Below are 18,514 nucleotides of genomic sequence, written 5' to 3' on the forward strand. Positions count from 1 at the left end.
AATAAAATTTTTATAAAAAATGGAAATGAATCCTTGTTCCAAAATGATAAACTATTGCAAGCTTCTTCTATCTGGCTAATCGAATCTTTTGTTTGAATGAACCAACAAAAGCAGATCAACCTCTTCGTTTGCTTAAGCATTCTGGTCAATTTCCTTTTGGCTGCTGGAAAAATTTCTTTTGGACTTAGTGGCCATTCCTTTGCTTTAATTGCCGATGGTCTAGAATCTTTGGCTGATATAGGTTCTTCATTGCTTGTATGGTTTGGAATAAAAATTTCTCAAATTCCTCCTGACCCTGACCATCCTTTTGGCCATGGGAAAGCTGATCCTATAGCCGCATTCACTGTCTCCATACTCCTTTTGCTTTGCACACTATTCGTAGCCATCGAAGCCATAAAAAACTTATGGGTTTCTACCCCCTTGCCTTCCCTCTATACCCTTCCTGCTATTGGCATGATCGTCATTATAAAAGAGATTTTTTATAGAATCTTTAAGAAACTTGGAGAAAATACCGGCAGTCTTGTTTTATGTGCTGATTCCTGGCACCATCGCTCTGATGCATTCTCTTCTCTAGCCGCGTTTTTGGGAATTTTTATCGCAGTTACTACTGGGTTAAAACAGGCAGACAGCATCGCAGCGATCCTATCAGCTATAATCATTTTTTGGAACAGCATTCATCTTATTAGACCTTCTTTCCTTGAAATGATGGATACGGCTCCTTCAAAGAACATTGAACAGAAAATCCGAAATATCGCAGAAGAAGTTCCAGGAGTCATAAAGATTGAAAAATGTCGGATTCGCAAAAGCGGCCAAGGTCTACTGATGGATATCCATGTGATGGTATCCGGCTCGCTGACAGTTAGAGAAGGACATATTATCGGCCATAAAGTTAAAGATAAACTCTGTGCTTCCCCAATGAATATCACCGATGTGGTCGTCCATATCGAACCAGTAGAGTGATCTGCTTTCCTGTTCCGTTGATAGTCGACTCGTATAGGATCAATCCCATTGATGCCATTTCTTTAGTCCTCCTCCCGTGGTGATCCCAAAGAACACACAGCGACTAAGCTTGGCAAATCGGATTTAAACTAGCTTTCTTGCTCGTATTTAATTCCCTATCTCCTCTTAGACATTGACAGCTGTAGAGAAAGCTCGGCTGTATTTTAAAGAAAGCGGGTGTCTTGGACCAAGATATCGAAATAAGCTACGAACCGCCTTTAAGACTATTCCTTCTCCAATATTTTTATTTATATGTAAGAGAGAAATCCAATTAAACAGGCCTTTTTCTATATCCAATTTTTTAATTGCTTCCAGCCCCTCCACAAAACGTATTTTTTCTTCAGTTTCACCCAATTTTTCTATTTCCTTGCCAAGCAAGAAAGTTCCAAGAGATTTGACTGCCTCATAGAAGGATGGATCTTCCGATTCAATTTCAGGTTGAAGAACAGCCAGCGCTTTTTGCGGATCGGACAAAAGAAGGAATTTTGCATAGATTAAAACCTCTTGGGGATTCTCTGGCTTTCCCTTTTCTTTTTCAAAAGCTTCGATCGCCTCATGGAACTTACCTTGTTCAAATAAATCGAGAGCGGTTTTCCATTTTATCTTCTGCCCCTTTTGACTCAAATTTTTCTCCAGCCAACTCTTAATAGCTTTTTTGGGTTGCAAACCAATGAAGCGGTCTTTTTCCTCACCATCAATAAATATCCTCACATCGGGAATTCCACTCACTCCGTAGGCTACAGCCACTGCTTCTTGTTCATCAACATTCACTTTTGCTAAATCCCATTTTCCTTGCGCTTCGGCTGCCAACTCTTCTAGCAGGGGAGACAACATGCGGCATGGACCGCACCACGCTGCCCAAAAGTCCACAACAACAGGGATGGTTTTGCTTCTATGGATAACCTCTTGTTCAAAATCGTTTACATCGAAAATCATAAGATTCCTTTTAGTTTTTTTTTCTAGCGATCACCACTCCATCGGCTATAGGAAGGAGTACCGATTCAATTCTAGCATCGTTGCATAGTTTGTCGTTGAGCCTGCTCAAAACAAGGGCATCTTTGTCAGAGTTTTCAGGGCAAATCACCCTTCCTTTCCAAAACATATTGTCGAATACAAGGAGGCCATTCTGTCGCATTTTAGGCAATAACAATTGATAATAATTCTCATAATTTTCTTTATCCGCATCAATAAAAGCAAAATCAAACCGTAAATCCTCATCCAAACTTTGAATAGTTTTTATTGCAGGACCAATCTTCGCTTCTATTTTATGTTCCAACCCAGCTTCTTTCCAATATTTAGAAGCCAATGCAATCCACTGAGGATTGATTTCACAACAAACAAGCTTTCCAGATTGAGGTAATGCCCTTGCAATGGCTATGGAACCAATCCCTGTAAAGGTTCCCACTTCTATCGCGGTCTTTACATTACATGCTGCAACCAGTATCGAGAGGAAACTTTCTTCTTCTGGAGGAATAGCCATTTCAGAAATTTCTCCTAATGCCATGGTCTCTCTCCGAAGCTTTTGCATTAAAGGATCGGAAGCATAAGTCCTATGGCAAACGGCATAATCGTAAAGTTCTTTGGTTATGGGATAAAAAGTCAAGCTCATTCTCAGATTCTTTTATTTATTTAAAGCTGACTTCCAATGTTTCAGCCTTTTTCTTTGCCGCTTCTATAGCTTCCAGTAAAATATCTTCCCACCCCTTTCGCACCATCACTTGAGTCGCTGCTTCTGTAATTCCACGTGGCGTTTTGACTTCAGAAAGCAGTTTTTCAGGGGATCTCTTTGTTTCCATTAACAATGAGAGAGTCCCTAAAACCATCTCATTCATCAATTGAATTGCCTCCAAATCCGGAAATCCATAGGCTTTGGCTTGTTCTATTAACCCTATCATAAGCATACAGACATAAGCCGGGCCACAACCTACTAATGCAGTTGCTGCCGCCATAAGATCTTCGCTAATCTGAATAGGATGGCCTAGAAGGGAAAACAAATAATGGATCAGGCTAACCATCTCCCTATTCTTTCTATCCTCATCCCTATTTAAAGCATAAGGGATCACTCCTTTGCCTATTTGGCAAGGAAGATTTGGCATTGCTCGAATCACCATGCAGGGGGATAAAAGCTGGGTAATGTCTTTTATTGTCAGGCCAGCGACAACCGAAATAAGAACTTTAGAGGCTATTATGGCTCTGATTTCTCCTAAAACCTCTTTTGCTTGGGGTGGTTTCACACATAAAAATACCAGATCTGTATTGTGAACTAGCTCACGATTGTCCAAGGTGGTATGGATTTTATGTCCCTCAAATTCTTCTAAAAAGGATTGAACGCTCCCTTTGGAACGCCCAGAAACCCATAGTGGATTTTCTAAGCTTATTTTGTTATTCCTTAAAAACCCGTGCACAAGGGCCTTAGCCATTTTTCCAGAACCAATAAAGCCTATACGAGAATGTCTTAGCCACTTTTTTTCTCCGTTGCTCTTATCCAATGACTCCATAAAAGTTCTCCCAGCTGTTCAATTGATTTCCCATCCACCTCAATTTCCATGTCCGCTACCTTGTAAATGGATTCTCTTTCCTTCAATAACTTTTCTAATGTCATTTTTGGATTTTTCCCAAAAAGAAGGGGTCTATCCGTTTTATCTTGTAGCCTTGACCAAAGAAGTTCCAAGGAGGCTTGAAGATAAAAAAGAAACCCATGCTCTTTTAAAAGAGAAAGGTTAGATGGATTCAGTAAGGTCCCCCCTCCCGTGGCAATCACTCCAGGAGGAGAGGAAATAACTTGGTAAACCATTTCCATTTCCTTTTTCCTGAAATACTCGGCTCCTTTCGTGGCGAAGATTTCAGCTATTGTTGCCTTTTCTGCTTCTTCTATCATCCGATCCAAATCATAAAAGGGAATCGCTTTTTCTTGGGAAAGCCAGGATCCAACGCTAGATTTTCCAGCCCCCATCATCCCCACAAGTACAATGTGTCTTGGCATATACCCTAAAACTCGTTTTTTAAATTATATCTTTTTTAAAGTAAATAGAAAGAAAGAGACCCTTTACTACAATTTATTTTCTTATAAACTCAAGCAGGTTACCCTTTATGAGCAACGGAGTTTAAAAAAAAATTTTTAGCTCAAAATTTCCAGTAGTGATTCTTAGAAATTGAACCTAGTATGAATAGGATAGTTGGTTTTAAGGCTCAATATAGCCAGGCCATTTACATTTATTAGGACTATACAATCATATATATATATGCCCAATACATTCGGACATTTATTTCGCATAACTACTTGGGGCGAATCTCATGGAAAAGGAGTTGGAGTCGTTGTAGACGGCTGTCCATCAAAAATTCCCCTGACTGAATCAGACATCCAGAAGGAACTTGATCGCAGAAGACCTGGACAAAGTAAAATCACTACCCAGAGAAAGGAAAAGGATATTGCCGAAATTCTTTCTGGTACCTTTAACGGGATGACTTTAGGAACTCCTATATTAATTTTAGTAAGAAATGAAGATGCCCGTCCAGAAGCCTACGCTGAGATGGAGCATATTTATAGGCCATCGCATGCGGATTATACCTATCAAATCAAGTATGGAATTCGGAATTGGCAAGGAGGTGGAAGAGCCTCTGCCAGAGAAACTGTAGGGAGAGTCGCAGGAGGAGCGGTTGGCGGAAAGCTCCTTGAAGTCCTCTACCCTTCCCTAGAAGTTATTGCATGGGTATCAGAAGTTCATGGAGTCAAATCCTTTTGTGATCCTAACAAAATTACCAAAGAAAAAATTGAATCGAATATATTACGCTGGCCCGATTCAGAAAATTTTGATAATGCCTTAAAGGAAGTGGAAAAGGCACAGAAAGAAGGGGATACGGTTGGGGGAGTGATTGACTGTGTGGTTCGTGGTATGCCTCCTGGTCTTGGGGAACCTGTTTTTGATAAGCTGGAAGCTGACTTAGCAAAAGCAATGCTTAGCTTGCCTGCTTCAAAAGGCTTTGAAATCGGTTCTGGCTTTCAAGCGGCCAGAATGAGAGGCTCTGAGCATAACGATCCTTTTTATATGGAAGGCAAAAGGGTAAGAACGCATACGAACTGGAGTGGCGGAGTCCAAGGGGGGATAAGTAATGGGGAAAATCTTTTTTTTCGTGTGGCTTTTAAACCGGTGGCCACTCTAGCCAAAGAGCAAAAGACAGTTACAGTGGATGGTGAAGAAGTTCATTTACGGGCAAGAGGAAGACACGATCCGTGTGTGTTGCCCAGAGCTGTTCCAATCGTTGAAGCGATGACCAAGCTGGTTTTGGCCGATCACGCTTTAAGACAAAAAGTACTGGATTGTAGGCCATAAGTGGATAAAAATGCTCTTTTTTCGATGAACCATTCCCTTTTGATTACATATTTTCCAGCATTTTAATTGCCTCGGCTCGTTATGAGATCTGAAACTATTTCACCGCTTTTGCTTTTTAGTGGCATCCTCCTTTCTTTTATTTGCGGTTCCATTCCATTCGGTTTTCTTCTAGGCAAAGCTAAGGGGATTGATATTAGACTTTTGGGCAGCAAAAACATTGGAGCTACTAATGTCGGTAGGATTTTGGGTTGGAAATGGGGGCTTTTAGTTTTTTTTCTCGATTTTTTAAAAGGTTTTATCCCTGTTTTTCTTATTCGTTTTCATTTCAATGTTCATCCAACCTCTTCAGATCTTTTTGCTCTGATTTGTGGGCTTTCTTCTATTCTTGGCCATAACTTTACACCTTGGCTAAAGGGCAAGGGAGGCAAAGGAATAGCAACCTCAGCCGGTGTGCTCTTAGCTCTTATGCCAAAGGTGTTCCTCTTGCTTCTGATCACTTGGTTCGGCATCTTGTTTTTTACCCGCATTGTCTCGATCAGCTCGATCTGTGCTGCTTTGTTCTTTCCCTTCTTTACCTTTATACTCTACCCAAAGAACCCTTTATTCTTCTTTTTTTCCATCGCCGCTTCTTTTCTTGCTATATGGAGACACAGATCAAACATAAAAAGAATTTTCACTGGGACTGAACCGAAATTGAATTTTTCAAAACAAAACAAATGAAGATCGGTATCCTAGGCCAGGGGAAGTGGGGAAAAACGATAAAAAAACTCCTTGCAGAAAATGGCCATGAACCTTTCGGCTTTCATCATACGGATACTACGTGGGACCAACAACTTGACTGTCTTTGTATAGCTATTCCCGTTCAGCACATTCGACAAACTCTTCTTCGATTTCCCAATCCAGAGTGTCCAGTCATCAGTTTAAGCAAAGGATTGGAGATCCCCACGGGGAAAAGGGTCTCAGAAATAATCAAAGACGTATGGAAAAATGAAAATGTAGGAGCTCTATCGGGCCCTACCTTTTCAGAAGAAATCCTTGCAGGCCTTCCAGCAGCCGCTGTCGTATCGTCTGAAAAAGAAGCTTTAGGAATATTTTTCCAAAATATTTTTCATTCTAGAACCTTTCGTGTTTATCGGACGACCGATCTGGTGGGATTAGAACTGGGAGGAGCGCTTAAAAATGTTTATGCGATTGCTGGAGGCCTTTGCTATGGACTGGCTCTAGGGGAAAATGCTCATGCCTCTCTTTTGACCCGCTCCTTAGCTGAAATGACCAGGCTGGGAGTGGCTGCAGGGGGAAAGGCTGAGACTTTCTTTGGTCTTAGTGGGGTAGGAGATCTCTTTCTTACGGCTAGCAGTATGAAAAGTAGGAATTTTAGGCTTGGGATGAGAATAGCTTCTGGCATTCCTTTGGCTAAGGCTTTGTCAATGGAATCAACCGTTATAGAGGGATATCCAACGGCTTTTTCAGTCCACAAAAGCGCTCTTTTTTCTAAACAAAAAAAACCAGTCGCCGATGAAATCTATAAGATACTTTACGAGGGAAAGAACATTCAAGCTTCAGTAATGGATCTTTTGAGACGGCAAGTCGGTGAAGAAGACTAACCAAATCAACTGCTTATTCTACCGTAACGCTTTTGGCCAAATTTCTAGGTTTATCAACGTCTTTTCCCAAGATAATTGCCAAATGATACGCAAACAATTGCAGCGGGATAACAGTTAATATGGGACACAAATACTCTTGTGCATTGGGAATATATAAGACCTCATCGGCAATTTTGGAAACAAGATCGTCTTTTTCTGTCGCAATAGCGATAATCGGTCCGCCTCTTGCCTTTATTTCCTCCATATTACTAATGTTTTTATCATAAACGCCGTCTTTAGGACAAAGAAAAATGCTCGGAGTGAATTGATCGATTAAAGCTATAATCCCATGTTTTAATTCTGCCGAAGGGTTCCCCTCGGCACTACAATAGGAAACTTCCTTTATCTTTAATGCACCTTCCAATGCCACTCCATATTGAAACTGACGTCCAAATAGCAAAAACCTTTTTGAATGGGCATATTTTTTTGCCAACTCTCGGACTTGAGGATCCAACTTGATGACTTCCGCCACTTGATCCGGAAGCGCTTCAATAGCTTCTACGATTTCATGGCCTTCTCTGGCAGAGAGAAACCTCAACCTGCCTAATAATAAAGCAAGAAGAGTGAAGATAAGGACTTGTGAGGTAAACGATTTTGTGGCCGCCACCGCGATTTCAGGGCCTGCATGCATAAAGACTCCACCTTCTGTTTCTCTGGCTATGGAGCTTCCCACCCGGTTACAGATACCAAGGACCTTAAGTCCCTTCCTTTTTGCTTCTTTTACAGCCGCAAGGGTATCAGCGGTTTCTCCAGATTGGCTCACCGCAATAACCACCGTATGTCTATCAATCGGAGAATTCTTATATCGAAATTCACTTGAAAATTCGACTTCTACTGGAATATGCGCAAGAGATTCAATAAGATATTCCCCCACAATCCCAGCATGCCTAGCAGAACCACATCCAATAACTTGGATTCTTTCAATCCTGAGTAGTTCCTGAGGACTCATATTCAGTCCTCCCAGTTTAGCCGTGGCTTCTTCCTGGATTAATCTACCCCGGAAAGCATTCCTGATCGTTTCGGGCTGATCATAAATTTCTTTTAGCATGTAATGAGGAAAGCCTTTGAGGCTGGCGCTCATTTCGGTTTGATCAACGTCTCGAATTTCAAATCCATTATTTGTTTTATTTAAAGACTGGATATCGAAAGTCTCAGAACTGATTGTTACAAGATCTCCATCATTTAAATAGACAACTTTATGAGCATAGGGACAAATTGCCGTCACATCACTACTTAAAAAATACTCCTCATTTCCAATTCCCAAGACCAATGGACTACCCCTTCTAGCCCCTACAAGCAAGTTGGGGACCTCAGAATGGATCAACGCAATACCATAAGTGCCACTAATTTCCTTTAGCGAACGCTTGAGTGCTTGGATAAGTCTGGCAGTGGGATCGTCTTCATTTCCTAGCTGGTAGTAATGACCAATAAGATGGGCTAAAACTTCCGTGTCTGTTTCTGATTGAAAGGTATGCCCTAAATTGATTAATCTTTGCTTTAAAAGTTGGTAATTTTCAATAACTCCATTATGAACCAACGAAAGATGGCGCAACTGGTCGAAGTGGGGATGCGCATTTTCATCGCTAGGAATACCGTGAGTGGCCCAGCGGGTATGACTGATCCCTACTCTACCATCCAACTGCTTTTTCCCAAGAAGATGGATAAGTTCAGAAATTCTTCCCTTTTTTTTTACCACCTCAATCTTAGTCCCATCAAATATGGCAATACCACTGGAATCATACCCACGATATTCCAACCGCTTGAGCCCATCAAGCAGAATAGGCTGCGCCTTCTTTTTCCCAAGGTAAGCAAAAATTCCACACATGGTGTATCCTTTTTAAATAAAATCAAAATAAATATCAAACATTATGAATAGAGCTCACTTTTTTTCCTTTTCTCCAATGGATGTCATTACAGTGATTCTGGGAGGAGGTGCAGGCACAAGACTGTTCCCACTAACCAAAGAAAGGGCAAAACCAGCCGTGCCTATTGCTGGCAAATATCGTCTTGTAGATATTCCCATAAGTTTGTCAATCAATTCTGGGTTAAGAAGAATTTTTATATTAACCCAGTTCAATAGTTCTTCTCTCCATCGACATATACAGCAGACCTATCGGTTTGATGACTATTCCCAAGGTTTTGTAGAAATTCTGGCTGCGCAGCAGACTCCCAAAGGAGCTTACTGGTATCAGGGTACCGCAGATGCGGTTAGACAAAACCTTATCCATTTTGCCAGCCACCCTCATGATATGGTCTTAATTCTTGCTGGAGACCAACTCTATAAGATGGATTACCGAGTAATGATCGAACAGCATATTGAAACCTGCGCAGATGTGACGGTCGGAATCACTCCTGTTCCCATGAACAAGGCTTCATTCTTAGGAATCTTAAGGATCAATGAAGAAAAACGAATAGTGGCGTTCGTTGAAAAACCGAAAGAAAAAGAAGTACTGAAAGAATTTGCTATATCCGATCCTTTTTTAAGTCTTTATCACATCCCAAGGGATTCAGCTTATTATTTTGCCTCTATGGGCATTTACGTTTTTAATCGCAAGACCCTTTCCAATGCGCTTGTAGGCGCTGAGCCAGATTTTGGCAAAGATATTATTCCTTCGTTAATCCGCACCCATCGCGTCTATTCTTATATTTATCCTGGGTATTGGGAAGACATTGGAACAATCTCAGCTTTCTATCAAGCCAATTTAGACCTATGCCATCTCCATTCCAATTTTGACTTTTACGATAGCCACTTTCCCATATTTACTCGGCCCAGATATCTGCCGCCCTCCAAAATCCTCGATGCCACAATCGAAAACTCTCTTATTGCCGAAGGCTGTATTATTACAGGAGCGAAAATCACCCATTCTCTCATTGGAATAAGAAGCATTATTCAACCACAAACTTGCCTCAACGATACAGTGCTTCTTGGAAACGACTATTACGAAACAGAAAGTCAGGCGCTAAGTGCAGAGGGCCACGGCCTTCCTAGAATAGGGATCGGCAATAACTCGTTCATTGAAAAAACCATCATCGATAAAAATTGTCGGATTGGCAATAATGTAAAAATTTCTCCTGCCGGCAAGCCTCAGAATTACGATGGGGATTTCTATTATATTCGAGATAGGATTGTCATCATCCCACGGGGTGGAGTCGTTCCTCATGGAACGATTATTTAACTGCAGCTTTACAGTCCTTAATTTTTCATTTTATTGATTATTCGTTGCCTATGAACTTCAATAACGCAAATAAGCAAAAGCATGCTATTCGAGCAAGCTGCCATGGATTTTCCTATCCTTCCGATCCCGTAGCATGTCTGACCAAATTCCGGTCCTTTTTCGATCTGCCAGGCGCTTGCGTTTGGCCTGAAAAAAATACGATCGGTAAAGAAAAAAAAGAGAGGCTTGCCGTTTTGTCTCCTCATATCGATTTTCAAGTTAGTCCCAAGGCCTATACTCATGCCTTTTCTCACTGGTTTTCTAGGGCAGAAGCCGACTTTTTTATTATCCTTGGAGTAGGACATCATAGCCGACTTGAATGGAGTATTGATAGTAGAGATTATATAACTCCCTTAGGAAGAGCCTATAATAGAAGAGATATTGTGGAGCTCATCGAAAGGAGTGTTAATTTTTCTCTTGCTGATCCTTATGGACATCAAAAAGAGCATTCTATTGAATTTCCTATCGTTTTTATGCAAGCTTTGCGTTACTGGATGGGCATCCAAAAGCCTTTAGAATTTGTCCCTATTCTCTGTGGTGGCTTACACGATCTCATCATTTATGACAACGGCAAGGAAACGCTTTCAATGATGCGAATGCTTGCTTCGGCTCTCCGTGAAGTGCTGACCGCTTATGGGGAAAAAGCAGCTCTTATCATTAGCATTGATGGATGCCATATTGGTCCAAGATTTGGTCATCCTTTGGACTTAACAAAAGTATTGCTCAAAGATACAGAGTTGTGGGAAAAAGAACTATGGAAAAAAGTCGAAGAACAAAATTTGGAAGGTTTTCTTGCGCATCTCCAAAAAGAAAAAAATATTCGTTTTTTTGATGGTGTTGGTGCTATTGCCCTTCTTATGGAAATCTTCAAAGATAAACCATTTTTCTTTAAAAGAACCTATTACGAACAATGGTTTGAACCGCAAGACAGTTCCGCTGTCACTTTCTCTAGTGGATTCTTGACTTACTAATTCCCCCAAAAAAAATACTCTCTTTAACTCTAAAAAGAATAAAGCTGAATATTTATTTTTAAAAAGAGCTTTCCTAGAATAATTTAGACTAGAGTACGAATCATTTTTTAACTTATCTTCTCTGCCATGACCTCAACCACTCCATCTCATCCACGGGTTCGATTCGCTCCGTCTCCTACCGGCTATCTTCATGTAGGAGGGGCCAGAACTGCTCTATTCAATTGGCTTTACGCCAGGCATACGAACGGAACTTTTATTTTGAGGATCGAAGATACCGATGCAAGCCGAAATACCCCTCAAGCGCTATCGGTTATTTTTGAGAACCTCCGCTGGTTAGGCCTAGATTGGGACGAAGGTCCATTGCCTGATGGCCGCACCATTGGACCATTTGGTCCTTATTTTCAAAGCCAGAGAAAAGATATTTATGAAGCTTACTGTAAGAAGCTGATTGATAAAGAGATGGCTTATATCAAAGAGGGAGCTGTGCTTTTCCGAATGCCTCGAAAGCGAATTATTGTACCAGATATTATCTGCGGCGATATCTATTTTGATTGTACCCTTGAAAAAGATTTTGTGATTCGTAGAAAAGACGGTTCTTTTGTTTTTCACCTCGTTAATGTTGTAGACGATTGTGAAATGAAGATCAGCCATGTGATACGAGGAGAAGATCATTTGTCTAACACCCCTAAACATATTGCCATTTTTGAATCTTTAGGAATAAAGCCACCTCTTTATGCTCATATTCCCCTTATCCTTAATCCGGAAGGCTCAAAAATGAGCAAAAGAGACAAAGGTTCCTCTGTCCAGGAATACATTGATGAAGGGTATTTACCTAAGGCCTTCCGCAATTACTTGTGTTTGCTTGGCTGGTCTATCAAAGAAAACAGAGAGATATTTGATATTGAAGAGGCTATTGCAAAGTTTGATCTGACTCAGATTCATCGGAGCAACGCTCGCTTTAATCGTCAAAAGCTGCTGTGGATTAATGGAGAATACATGAGAACAATGCCCTTAGATGAACTATTTCCTCATGCTTTATCCTGGCTTAAAAAGGCAGGCCTTATTGATGACCACTATGATAATATCCCCTTTTTGAAAGGAGCTATTGCTATCGTAAGAGAAAAAGTAAAAACGGGCAAAGAACTCATTGATTGGATGAAACCCCTGCTCAGTGATCAAATCGAATACAATGAGGCTGTGTTGCAACAATATCTAGACAACGAGGGAAAGAATATCCTCAAAGAAGCCTTCCCATACCTTGAAAAGGTTTCTCCTTTTCAAGCAAAGGAACTTGAAGAAACTATTAAGAGCCTAGCGATGAAAAACGGCAGAAAGACTGCCGATTATATTCATAGACTGAGGGTAGCGCTTACGGGAAGAACAGTTGGTCCCAGTCTTTATCCAATGTTGGAAGTACTAGGAAAAGAGAAGGTTTTGTATAGATTACATAAAGTGCTATTTGAACATGAATGATGCTATATGACGCTGGCCTCATGGATAACCTTGTTTAGAATTCTATCCCTTCCTCTTATACTCTTTTTCCTTAATCAATATGAAAAGAGTGATGAAATCAGCCAACCGGATGAAAAACTGCGTGCAGGTTCTTTGATTTTTTTTCTAGTTGCCGCCTTTTCTGATTGTATCGATGGGTATTTGGCCAGGAACTGTGGACAAAAAAGCAAGCTAGGAGCCATTCTGGACCCGATCGCTGACAAACTACTTCTTTTTGTCATGCTGTTTTCCTTAGCAACCATTAACGCTTCAAAAATAGCTAAAATTCCTTTCTGGTTACCTCTTCTTATAGCTTCCAGAGATCTTTTCCTTCTATTTGGTTTTCTTTTTTTAAAAGCCCTACACAAAGAAATGGAAGTTCAGCCGCATTGGACCGGCAAATTGGCTACATTCATTAGTTTTAGTCTAGTGGGTTTTTCTCTGCTTGGAATTGCAAAACTAACCAATATTTCAGTCTATTTGTGTGCGCTTTTCCTTATGCTTTCTAGTATAGTATATTCTATCAGAGCCATAAAAATTCTACTTTCTCAACACCATCATTCTGTTTCTCCTACTGCAAAAAAAGATAATCTTTTATAGGGATGAAAGTCGTTGCCATTATCGGAAGGCCGAACGTTGGAAAGTCTCTTTTATTCAATAGGATCTGTTGCAAAGAACTATCGCTGGTTCATAATATCCCAGGGGTCACAAGGGATCGAATCATCTCTTTTATCCACAGGGATGGCCAAAAAGCAATGCTTATAGATACAGGAGGTTTGGACTTCAATCCAAAAACAAGTTTAGAAAAATCCCTTTTCGAGCAAATTGAGATTTCTTTAACAGAAGCTACCCATGTCCTTTTTGTCGTCGACGGCAGAACTGGACTCACCCCTTTAGATTTAGAAATAGGAAAATTTTTAAAGAAAAGGAATAAGCCAGTCTTTGTTGTCGTCAATAAAATAGACGATCCTAAACTGGAAAATAACACTTTGGACTTTGTTGCGCTTGGATTCGATCCCATTTTCCCAGTTTCAGCAGCACATAATAGAGGTATAGAAGAGCTTCTTCGTTTCATCTTCACGACCGATTCCATAGAGACTGAGCAAAAGGATTTAAAACTGCCCGCTTCTTCTCCTACCCGCATCGCCGTAATAGGACAACCTAACGCTGGAAAATCAACATTGATAAACGGGCTTATTGGAGAAAAAAGGCTTGTGGTGGACGAACATCCGGGAACAACTCATGACGCTGTTGATGTTGATTTTAGTATTGCTGGCGTTCCTTTCACACTGATCGATACGGCAGGGCTCAGAAAAAAAAACAAACTGCAACCAGGCTTAGAAAGCAAAATCGCTGGTCGGACTGTACATGCTATAAACCGCTCACATATCGTTTTGTTTGTCATTGATGCTGAAAAAGGAATTAGCCTACAAGATAAAAAAATTGGAGGATTAATACAAAAGGCCTTTCGGCCCTGTATCATTGTCCTCAATAAAATTGATTTGTTAGAGAATTCCTTCGATCGGCGAAACTGGGGAACAGAAAGTCGCCTACTCATACAAAGAGAGCTTCCATTTTTAAGTTATGCCCCTGTCGTGGCACTCAGCGCTGAAAAAAAATGGAATTATCAAAGCTTATTCACTGCAATTCTTCTAGTAGACCAGGAAAGAAAAAAATGCATTCCTACCCATGAAGTAGCCGAATTTTTCCAAAGGACCTTGCATCAATTCCCCCCACAGCCCATTCAAGGTAAAAGATTAAAAATTTACTACGCCACGCAACTTAAGGATAAAGACAGTTCAAAAGTGCCTCCTTGTCCAACGTTTGTTCTTTTTGTCAATAATCTCAAATTACTCAAAGCTGCCTACAAAAAATTTCTTGAAGGAAAACTTCGCCAAACTTTTGCCTTTACAGGTTGTCCCATTTTGTGGAAATGGAAAAAGGCCCAAGGGAAAAAACCGTTTCTGATCCAAAAATAGTTATTAGCTCTTTCCTGGAACATGACCCTTAAAATCGTGTTCAGGAAAATGGCCTAGTTTTCCACCCATCCCGCAAAGATCCAGTGAGCTACTTACTTCTAAAGTAGCATGGGCATATCCGACTTATAGCCAAGACCGTAACTTCAATGTAGGAAGCATTTTGAAAAATTTGCTCTAGCCTTCCATCGCCAATCCATTTATGGATGGGAATAAAGGATCTGGTCCATGCCATAAGTCAGCTAGGGAATCAACTTCGCTAAAGTAGAAAATCAGATTCGTTCCTTTTTAGATAGGCTTAAAAGGAGCTGGATTTCCCTAAAATCTCTTTGTAAAACATCTGACAGATTGAGCCTAGATGACTATATTTTGTCAGTTAGTCTTTTTTATTTATTGTGTTAGCAATGCCCTCATCCTCTTTAAAACCGATCGAATCATCCGATATCAGAGCTATTCTTTCCCGAATGAACCTAGAAGAAAAGATTGGACAGTTGGTTCAATTAACTCCCAAGGATGGAATACTATCTGAAGAGCTAAAAACTCTTATTCAAAAAGGAAAAGTAGGCTCCTTTTTAAACATAACAGACCCCTCTCAAATTGAAGCAGCTCAGCTGATCGCTTCGCATAAAAGCCGCTTACAAATTCCTTTACTATTTGCATTCGATGTCCTGCATGGTTTTAAAACCATCTTTCCTATCCCGATCGCTTTGGCATCTAGCATGGATGCAGAACTTATTGAGCAGGTAGCTCGTGCTGCCGCTAAAGAAGCAAGAGCTTTTGGGATCCATTTGACTTTTGCTCCCATGCTTGATGTTTGTCGAGATCCTAGGTGGGGAAGAGTGGCCGAAAGTCCAGGAGAAGACCCTTTTTTAGCCTCTCTCCTTTCTTCAGCATGGATCAAAGGGTTTCAAGGCAAGAACCTTTCTTCTTCCAGTCTCCTTGCTGCTTGTCCTAAGCATTTTGTCGGGTATGGAGCTGTCGAAGGGGGGAGAGATTATAATTCAGTAACTATTTCTTATAGATTGCTTCAAGAAATCTATCTTCCTCCATTTCTCCAAGCCTTTAAACAAGGAGCATTTGCAACGATGGCAGCCTTTGTAGCCATCAATGGCTTACCGCCAGCTGCCAATCCACAGTTGCTCAAAGATTTGCTAAGAAAGGACATTGGCTTGGAAGGTCCTGTTATCAGCGATTGGAATGCCGTCAGAGAACTGGTCCATCACGGGATCGCTGAAAATGAAAAGGCTGCAGTGGCAATAGCCATAAATTCTGGCATTGACATAGATATGGTCAGTGGTCTTTATTCCCAATATTTAGAAGAACTCCTCCAAGAAGGGAAAGTCAAAGAAGAAACGATTGATGCTGCTGTCCAGAGGGTCCTAACTCTTAAAAATAAGCTTGGACTCTTTACCCAAGAGCCACACCCTCTAAAGATAGATCAAAACAGATGGCAGACCATTCTTAAAACCAACAAGCAAATAGCTTTGGAAGCAGCCAAAAAATCCGTGGTTTTATTAAAAAATGAAGATGGTCTGCTCCCCATTGCTCCTTCTATTCGCTCTATTGCTTTGATCGGTCCTTTCAGTGAAGAACGCAAAGAACATTTAGGCCCGTGGTCGGCCATCGGAGATAGCAATGAAGTGATAACTCTTGCTGAAGGCCTAAAAAGATATGCTCCTAGAGGAACAAAAATCAACGTGGTTGAAGGCTGCAATAAGTTTAGTCATGGCACGGAAGATTATCAGCAAGCCATCAAAATCGCTCAACATTGTCAACTGATAGTGGCAGCAGTGGGAGAAAAAGCAAATATGTCAGGAGAAGCTGCATCGAGAGCTTTTTTAGACTTGCCAACACAACAGCAAAAGCTTATTGATGTCTTATCAGAAACCGGAATCCCAGTTGTCCTCATAGTCTTTAGCGGCAGGCCGCTGGATCTCTCAAGAATCATTTCCAAAACAAAAGCAATCCTGCAAGCTTGGTTTTTAGGAACAGAAACCGGAGATGCTTTAGGTCAGATTCTTTTTGGGCTCTACAACCCTTCTGGAAAGTTGCCGATTACCTTCCCAAGATCCGTCGGACAGATCCCTATTTATTATGCTCAACTTCCTACCGGTAGACCAGCCAACCGCTCCTTTCCCTCCTGCCGCTATATCGACCAAAGCAACACTCCCCTTTTCCCTTTTGGATATGGATTAAGCTATACTACTTTCCATTACAGCTTCCCTACTCTTAATCGTTCCAGAATCAATTATCATCAAACATTAGAGATCCTGACAGAAATAGAAAATACAGGCACGGTTCCTGGAGAAGAAATCCTACAGCTTTACATTCGTGATCCAGTAGCTAGCCTTTCTAGACCTTTAAAAGAACTAAAAGGAATAAAAAGAGTCTTTCTTAAGCCTGGAGAAAGACAAAAAATTAAATTTACTATTTCCTCCGTGGATTTAGCATTTATAGATTATGAAGGGAAAAGAAAGATTGAACCGGGCCAGTTTTTCCTCTGGGTTGGACCCAATTCAATGGAAGGGAAAAGAGCACAGTTTGATTTGGTTCCATAATAAGACTAAGCCTGCCGCAAAAAAAAAATATTTAGGAATAAACCAAAAGAAACTTTTGTCTCGTATTGCTTTTTCTTTTTAAAGGAAAGAAAGTCAAAAAGCTGTGGCTATCACCAAGACAACAAAGAACTCAATGCTCTTTCTATATTGTGACTTAATAATTTGCATGCTACTGTCTGCAACAAAATATGTTTTTATACAACCAAATAGCACTTATCCAATGCCTTTTTCAAACGCTTCGCTGCAATGAGACGTTCTGCTTCTTTAGATACCCCATATGCAATCATCGGTACAAGCCCTTTGGCAGAGGAACTCCGAAGAATGATAGCAATCGCTGCTATGACTGATCAGCCAGTATTGATTTCTGGAGAAACAGGTAGTGGCAAAGAAATCGTTGCAAAAGCCATTCACTTTAGCAGTTCAAGAGCAATGCATCCTTTCGTTTCCATCCACTGTGCGTCCCTTCCCAAAGAATTAGCTGAGAATGAAATCTTCGGTGGCCATTTTGCTGGAGTGGAATCTCAGAGGGCAGTTAGGGGACTTAAAGGGAAAAAAATAGAGGCTATTGGGGGCACCCTTTTTCTTGATGGAGTAGAAGAACTGGAACCTTCTCTGCAATCAAAACTTCTTCGCCTTTTTGAAGAAGAGAAAATCACCACTGCTAGATCTTCTATTCGGATAATAGCTTCTAGCAAAGAGACGATTGAAAAAAATATTCAAAGTGGACAATTCCGTAAGGATCTTTTCTACCGGTTAAATGTCATTCGTATCCATACGCCTCCCCTTAGAGAAAGAAAAGAAGATATTCCTGATTTAGTCCAATTTTTTATCGCTAAATATGCAAAGGAAAATCCCAAACGAATATCAAAAAAAGCGCTTTCTTTACTCTATAGATATCATTGGCCAGGGAATGTAAGGGAATTAGAAAATATGATTATTCGACTTTGTCTAACTCAGCCAAAAAAGACAATAGAGCCTATGGATATCGATCTGCCCCTTAATCATCCCCTAGAAGTAAAAGAAATCCAAAATCTTTTCAACTTACCTCTGCCGAAAGCCTTAGAAGAATTGGAACAAATGTTTATACATAAAGCTCTTGCCGAATGTCCCACTCGCTCGGCTGCCGCTAAAAAACTTGGAATTGTCAGGCCCCTTCTTTACGCTAAGTTACGTAAGTACGATATCCATTAATATTTCTTTTCTTACTTTACCATCCATCGCCGTAATGCCCCTGCCTTCAGGCATGGGGATATAAGGCGATAAATTATAGCTATGTGTAGTATAATTATGTATGAACAGAAAAGAACAATTGAAATCCAATAAAAATATT

16 protein-coding genes are annotated in these 18,514 nt (G+C 40.6%); 11 read left to right on the forward strand and 5 right to left on the reverse strand.

Annotated features, from left to right (window positions below):
* Window positions 1–96 precede the first annotated feature (96 nt).
* Complete coding sequence (locus A7Q09_RS06655; protein ID WP_134390519.1) at window positions 97–960, forward strand: cation diffusion facilitator family transporter; 864 nt, start codon at window positions 97–99, stop codon at window positions 958–960.
* Window positions 961–1,125: 165 nt separating this feature from the next.
* On the opposite strand, the gene trxA is transcribed toward A7Q09_RS06655, so the two are convergent.
* From trxA to A7Q09_RS06675, 4 genes are read right to left on the reverse strand one after another with little or no spacing between them, the layout of a single operon-like run.
* Window positions 1,126–1,935 (reverse strand): thioredoxin, encoded by an 810-nt coding sequence (gene trxA, locus A7Q09_RS06660; RefSeq protein WP_134390521.1) that lies wholly within the window; start codon window positions 1,933–1,935, stop codon window positions 1,126–1,128.
* 10 nt (window positions 1,936–1,945) lie between these two features.
* Window positions 1,946–2,608, reverse strand: coding sequence for an O-methyltransferase (locus A7Q09_RS06665; protein WP_134390523.1), 663 nt, complete (start codon window positions 2,606–2,608; stop codon window positions 1,946–1,948).
* A gap of 16 nt (window positions 2,609–2,624) precedes the next feature.
* A complete protein-coding gene (proC, locus tag A7Q09_RS06670; protein ID WP_134390525.1) occupies window positions 2,625–3,497 on the reverse strand; it encodes a pyrroline-5-carboxylate reductase in 873 nt (290 codons plus the stop codon).
* Entirely contained in the window at window positions 3,455–3,982 is a 528-nt protein-coding gene (locus A7Q09_RS06675) for a shikimate kinase (protein WP_134390527.1), read from the reverse strand. Before A7Q09_RS06675 ends, proC begins: the two co-directional genes overlap by 43 nt.
* Before the next feature lie 259 nt (window positions 3,983–4,241).
* Here A7Q09_RS06675 and aroC point away from each other — a divergent pair, with 259 nt between their 5' ends.
* From aroC to A7Q09_RS06690, 3 genes are all read left to right on the forward strand, one after another.
* On the forward strand, window positions 4,242–5,330 hold the full coding sequence (aroC, locus tag A7Q09_RS06680; protein ID WP_134390529.1) for a chorismate synthase: 1,089 nt from the start codon (window positions 4,242–4,244) through the stop codon (window positions 5,328–5,330).
* 81 nt (window positions 5,331–5,411) lie between these two features.
* Window positions 5,412–6,050, forward strand: a complete 639-nt coding sequence (plsY, locus tag A7Q09_RS06685; RefSeq protein WP_134390531.1) for a glycerol-3-phosphate 1-O-acyltransferase PlsY — start codon at window positions 5,412–5,414, stop codon at window positions 6,048–6,050.
* Window positions 6,047–6,934 (forward strand): NAD(P)H-dependent glycerol-3-phosphate dehydrogenase, encoded by an 888-nt coding sequence (locus A7Q09_RS06690; RefSeq protein WP_134390533.1) that lies wholly within the window; start codon window positions 6,047–6,049, stop codon window positions 6,932–6,934. The genes plsY and A7Q09_RS06690 overlap by 4 nt, the downstream gene beginning before the upstream one ends.
* Window positions 6,935–6,947: 13 nt before the next feature.
* Here the strand turns inward: A7Q09_RS06690 and glmS are convergent, their stop codons facing one another.
* On the reverse strand, window positions 6,948–8,798 hold the full coding sequence (gene glmS / locus A7Q09_RS06695) for a glutamine--fructose-6-phosphate transaminase (isomerizing) (protein ID WP_134390535.1): 1,851 nt from the start codon (window positions 8,796–8,798) through the stop codon (window positions 6,948–6,950).
* Between the two features lie 43 nt (window positions 8,799–8,841).
* Between glmS and A7Q09_RS06700 the strand changes: the two genes are divergently transcribed.
* The 7 genes from A7Q09_RS06700 to A7Q09_RS06730 all read left to right on the forward strand — a co-directional run bounded on the left by A7Q09_RS06700 (window position 8,842) and on the right by A7Q09_RS06730 (window position 18,375).
* Window positions 8,842–10,149, forward strand: coding sequence for a glucose-1-phosphate adenylyltransferase (locus A7Q09_RS06700; protein WP_134390536.1), 1,308 nt, complete (start codon window positions 8,842–8,844; stop codon window positions 10,147–10,149).
* Window positions 10,150–10,199: 50 nt separating this feature from the next.
* On the forward strand, window positions 10,200–11,159 hold the full coding sequence (amrB, locus tag A7Q09_RS06705; protein ID WP_134390538.1) for an AmmeMemoRadiSam system protein B: 960 nt from the start codon (window positions 10,200–10,202) through the stop codon (window positions 11,157–11,159).
* A 126-nt stretch (window positions 11,160–11,285) separates the two neighbouring features.
* On the forward strand, window positions 11,286–12,632 hold the full coding sequence (locus A7Q09_RS06710; protein WP_134390540.1) for a glutamate--tRNA ligase: 1,347 nt from the start codon (window positions 11,286–11,288) through the stop codon (window positions 12,630–12,632).
* Between the two features lie 6 nt (window positions 12,633–12,638).
* The gene (locus tag A7Q09_RS06715; protein WP_134390542.1) at window positions 12,639–13,250 is read left to right on the forward strand and encodes a CDP-alcohol phosphatidyltransferase family protein; all 612 of its coding nucleotides are present in this window, start codon (window positions 12,639–12,641) and stop codon (window positions 13,248–13,250) included.
* A 2-nt stretch (window positions 13,251–13,252) separates the two neighbouring features.
* Window positions 13,253–14,629, forward strand: coding sequence for a ribosome biogenesis GTPase Der (gene der / locus A7Q09_RS06720; protein WP_134390544.1), 1,377 nt, complete (start codon window positions 13,253–13,255; stop codon window positions 14,627–14,629).
* A gap of 401 nt (window positions 14,630–15,030) precedes the next feature.
* Entirely contained in the window at window positions 15,031–17,184 is a 2,154-nt protein-coding gene (locus tag A7Q09_RS06725) for a glycoside hydrolase family 3 N-terminal domain-containing protein (RefSeq protein ID WP_134390546.1), read from the forward strand.
* A gap of 246 nt (window positions 17,185–17,430) precedes the next feature.
* Window positions 17,431–18,375, forward strand: a complete 945-nt coding sequence (locus A7Q09_RS06730; protein WP_134390548.1) for a sigma 54-interacting transcriptional regulator — start codon at window positions 17,431–17,433, stop codon at window positions 18,373–18,375.
* Window positions 18,376–18,514 lie beyond the last annotated feature (139 nt).

Source organism: Methylacidiphilum sp. Yel (assembly GCF_004421185.1).
Taxonomy (GTDB): Bacteria; Verrucomicrobiota; Verrucomicrobiia; order Methylacidiphilales; family Methylacidiphilaceae; genus Methylacidiphilum.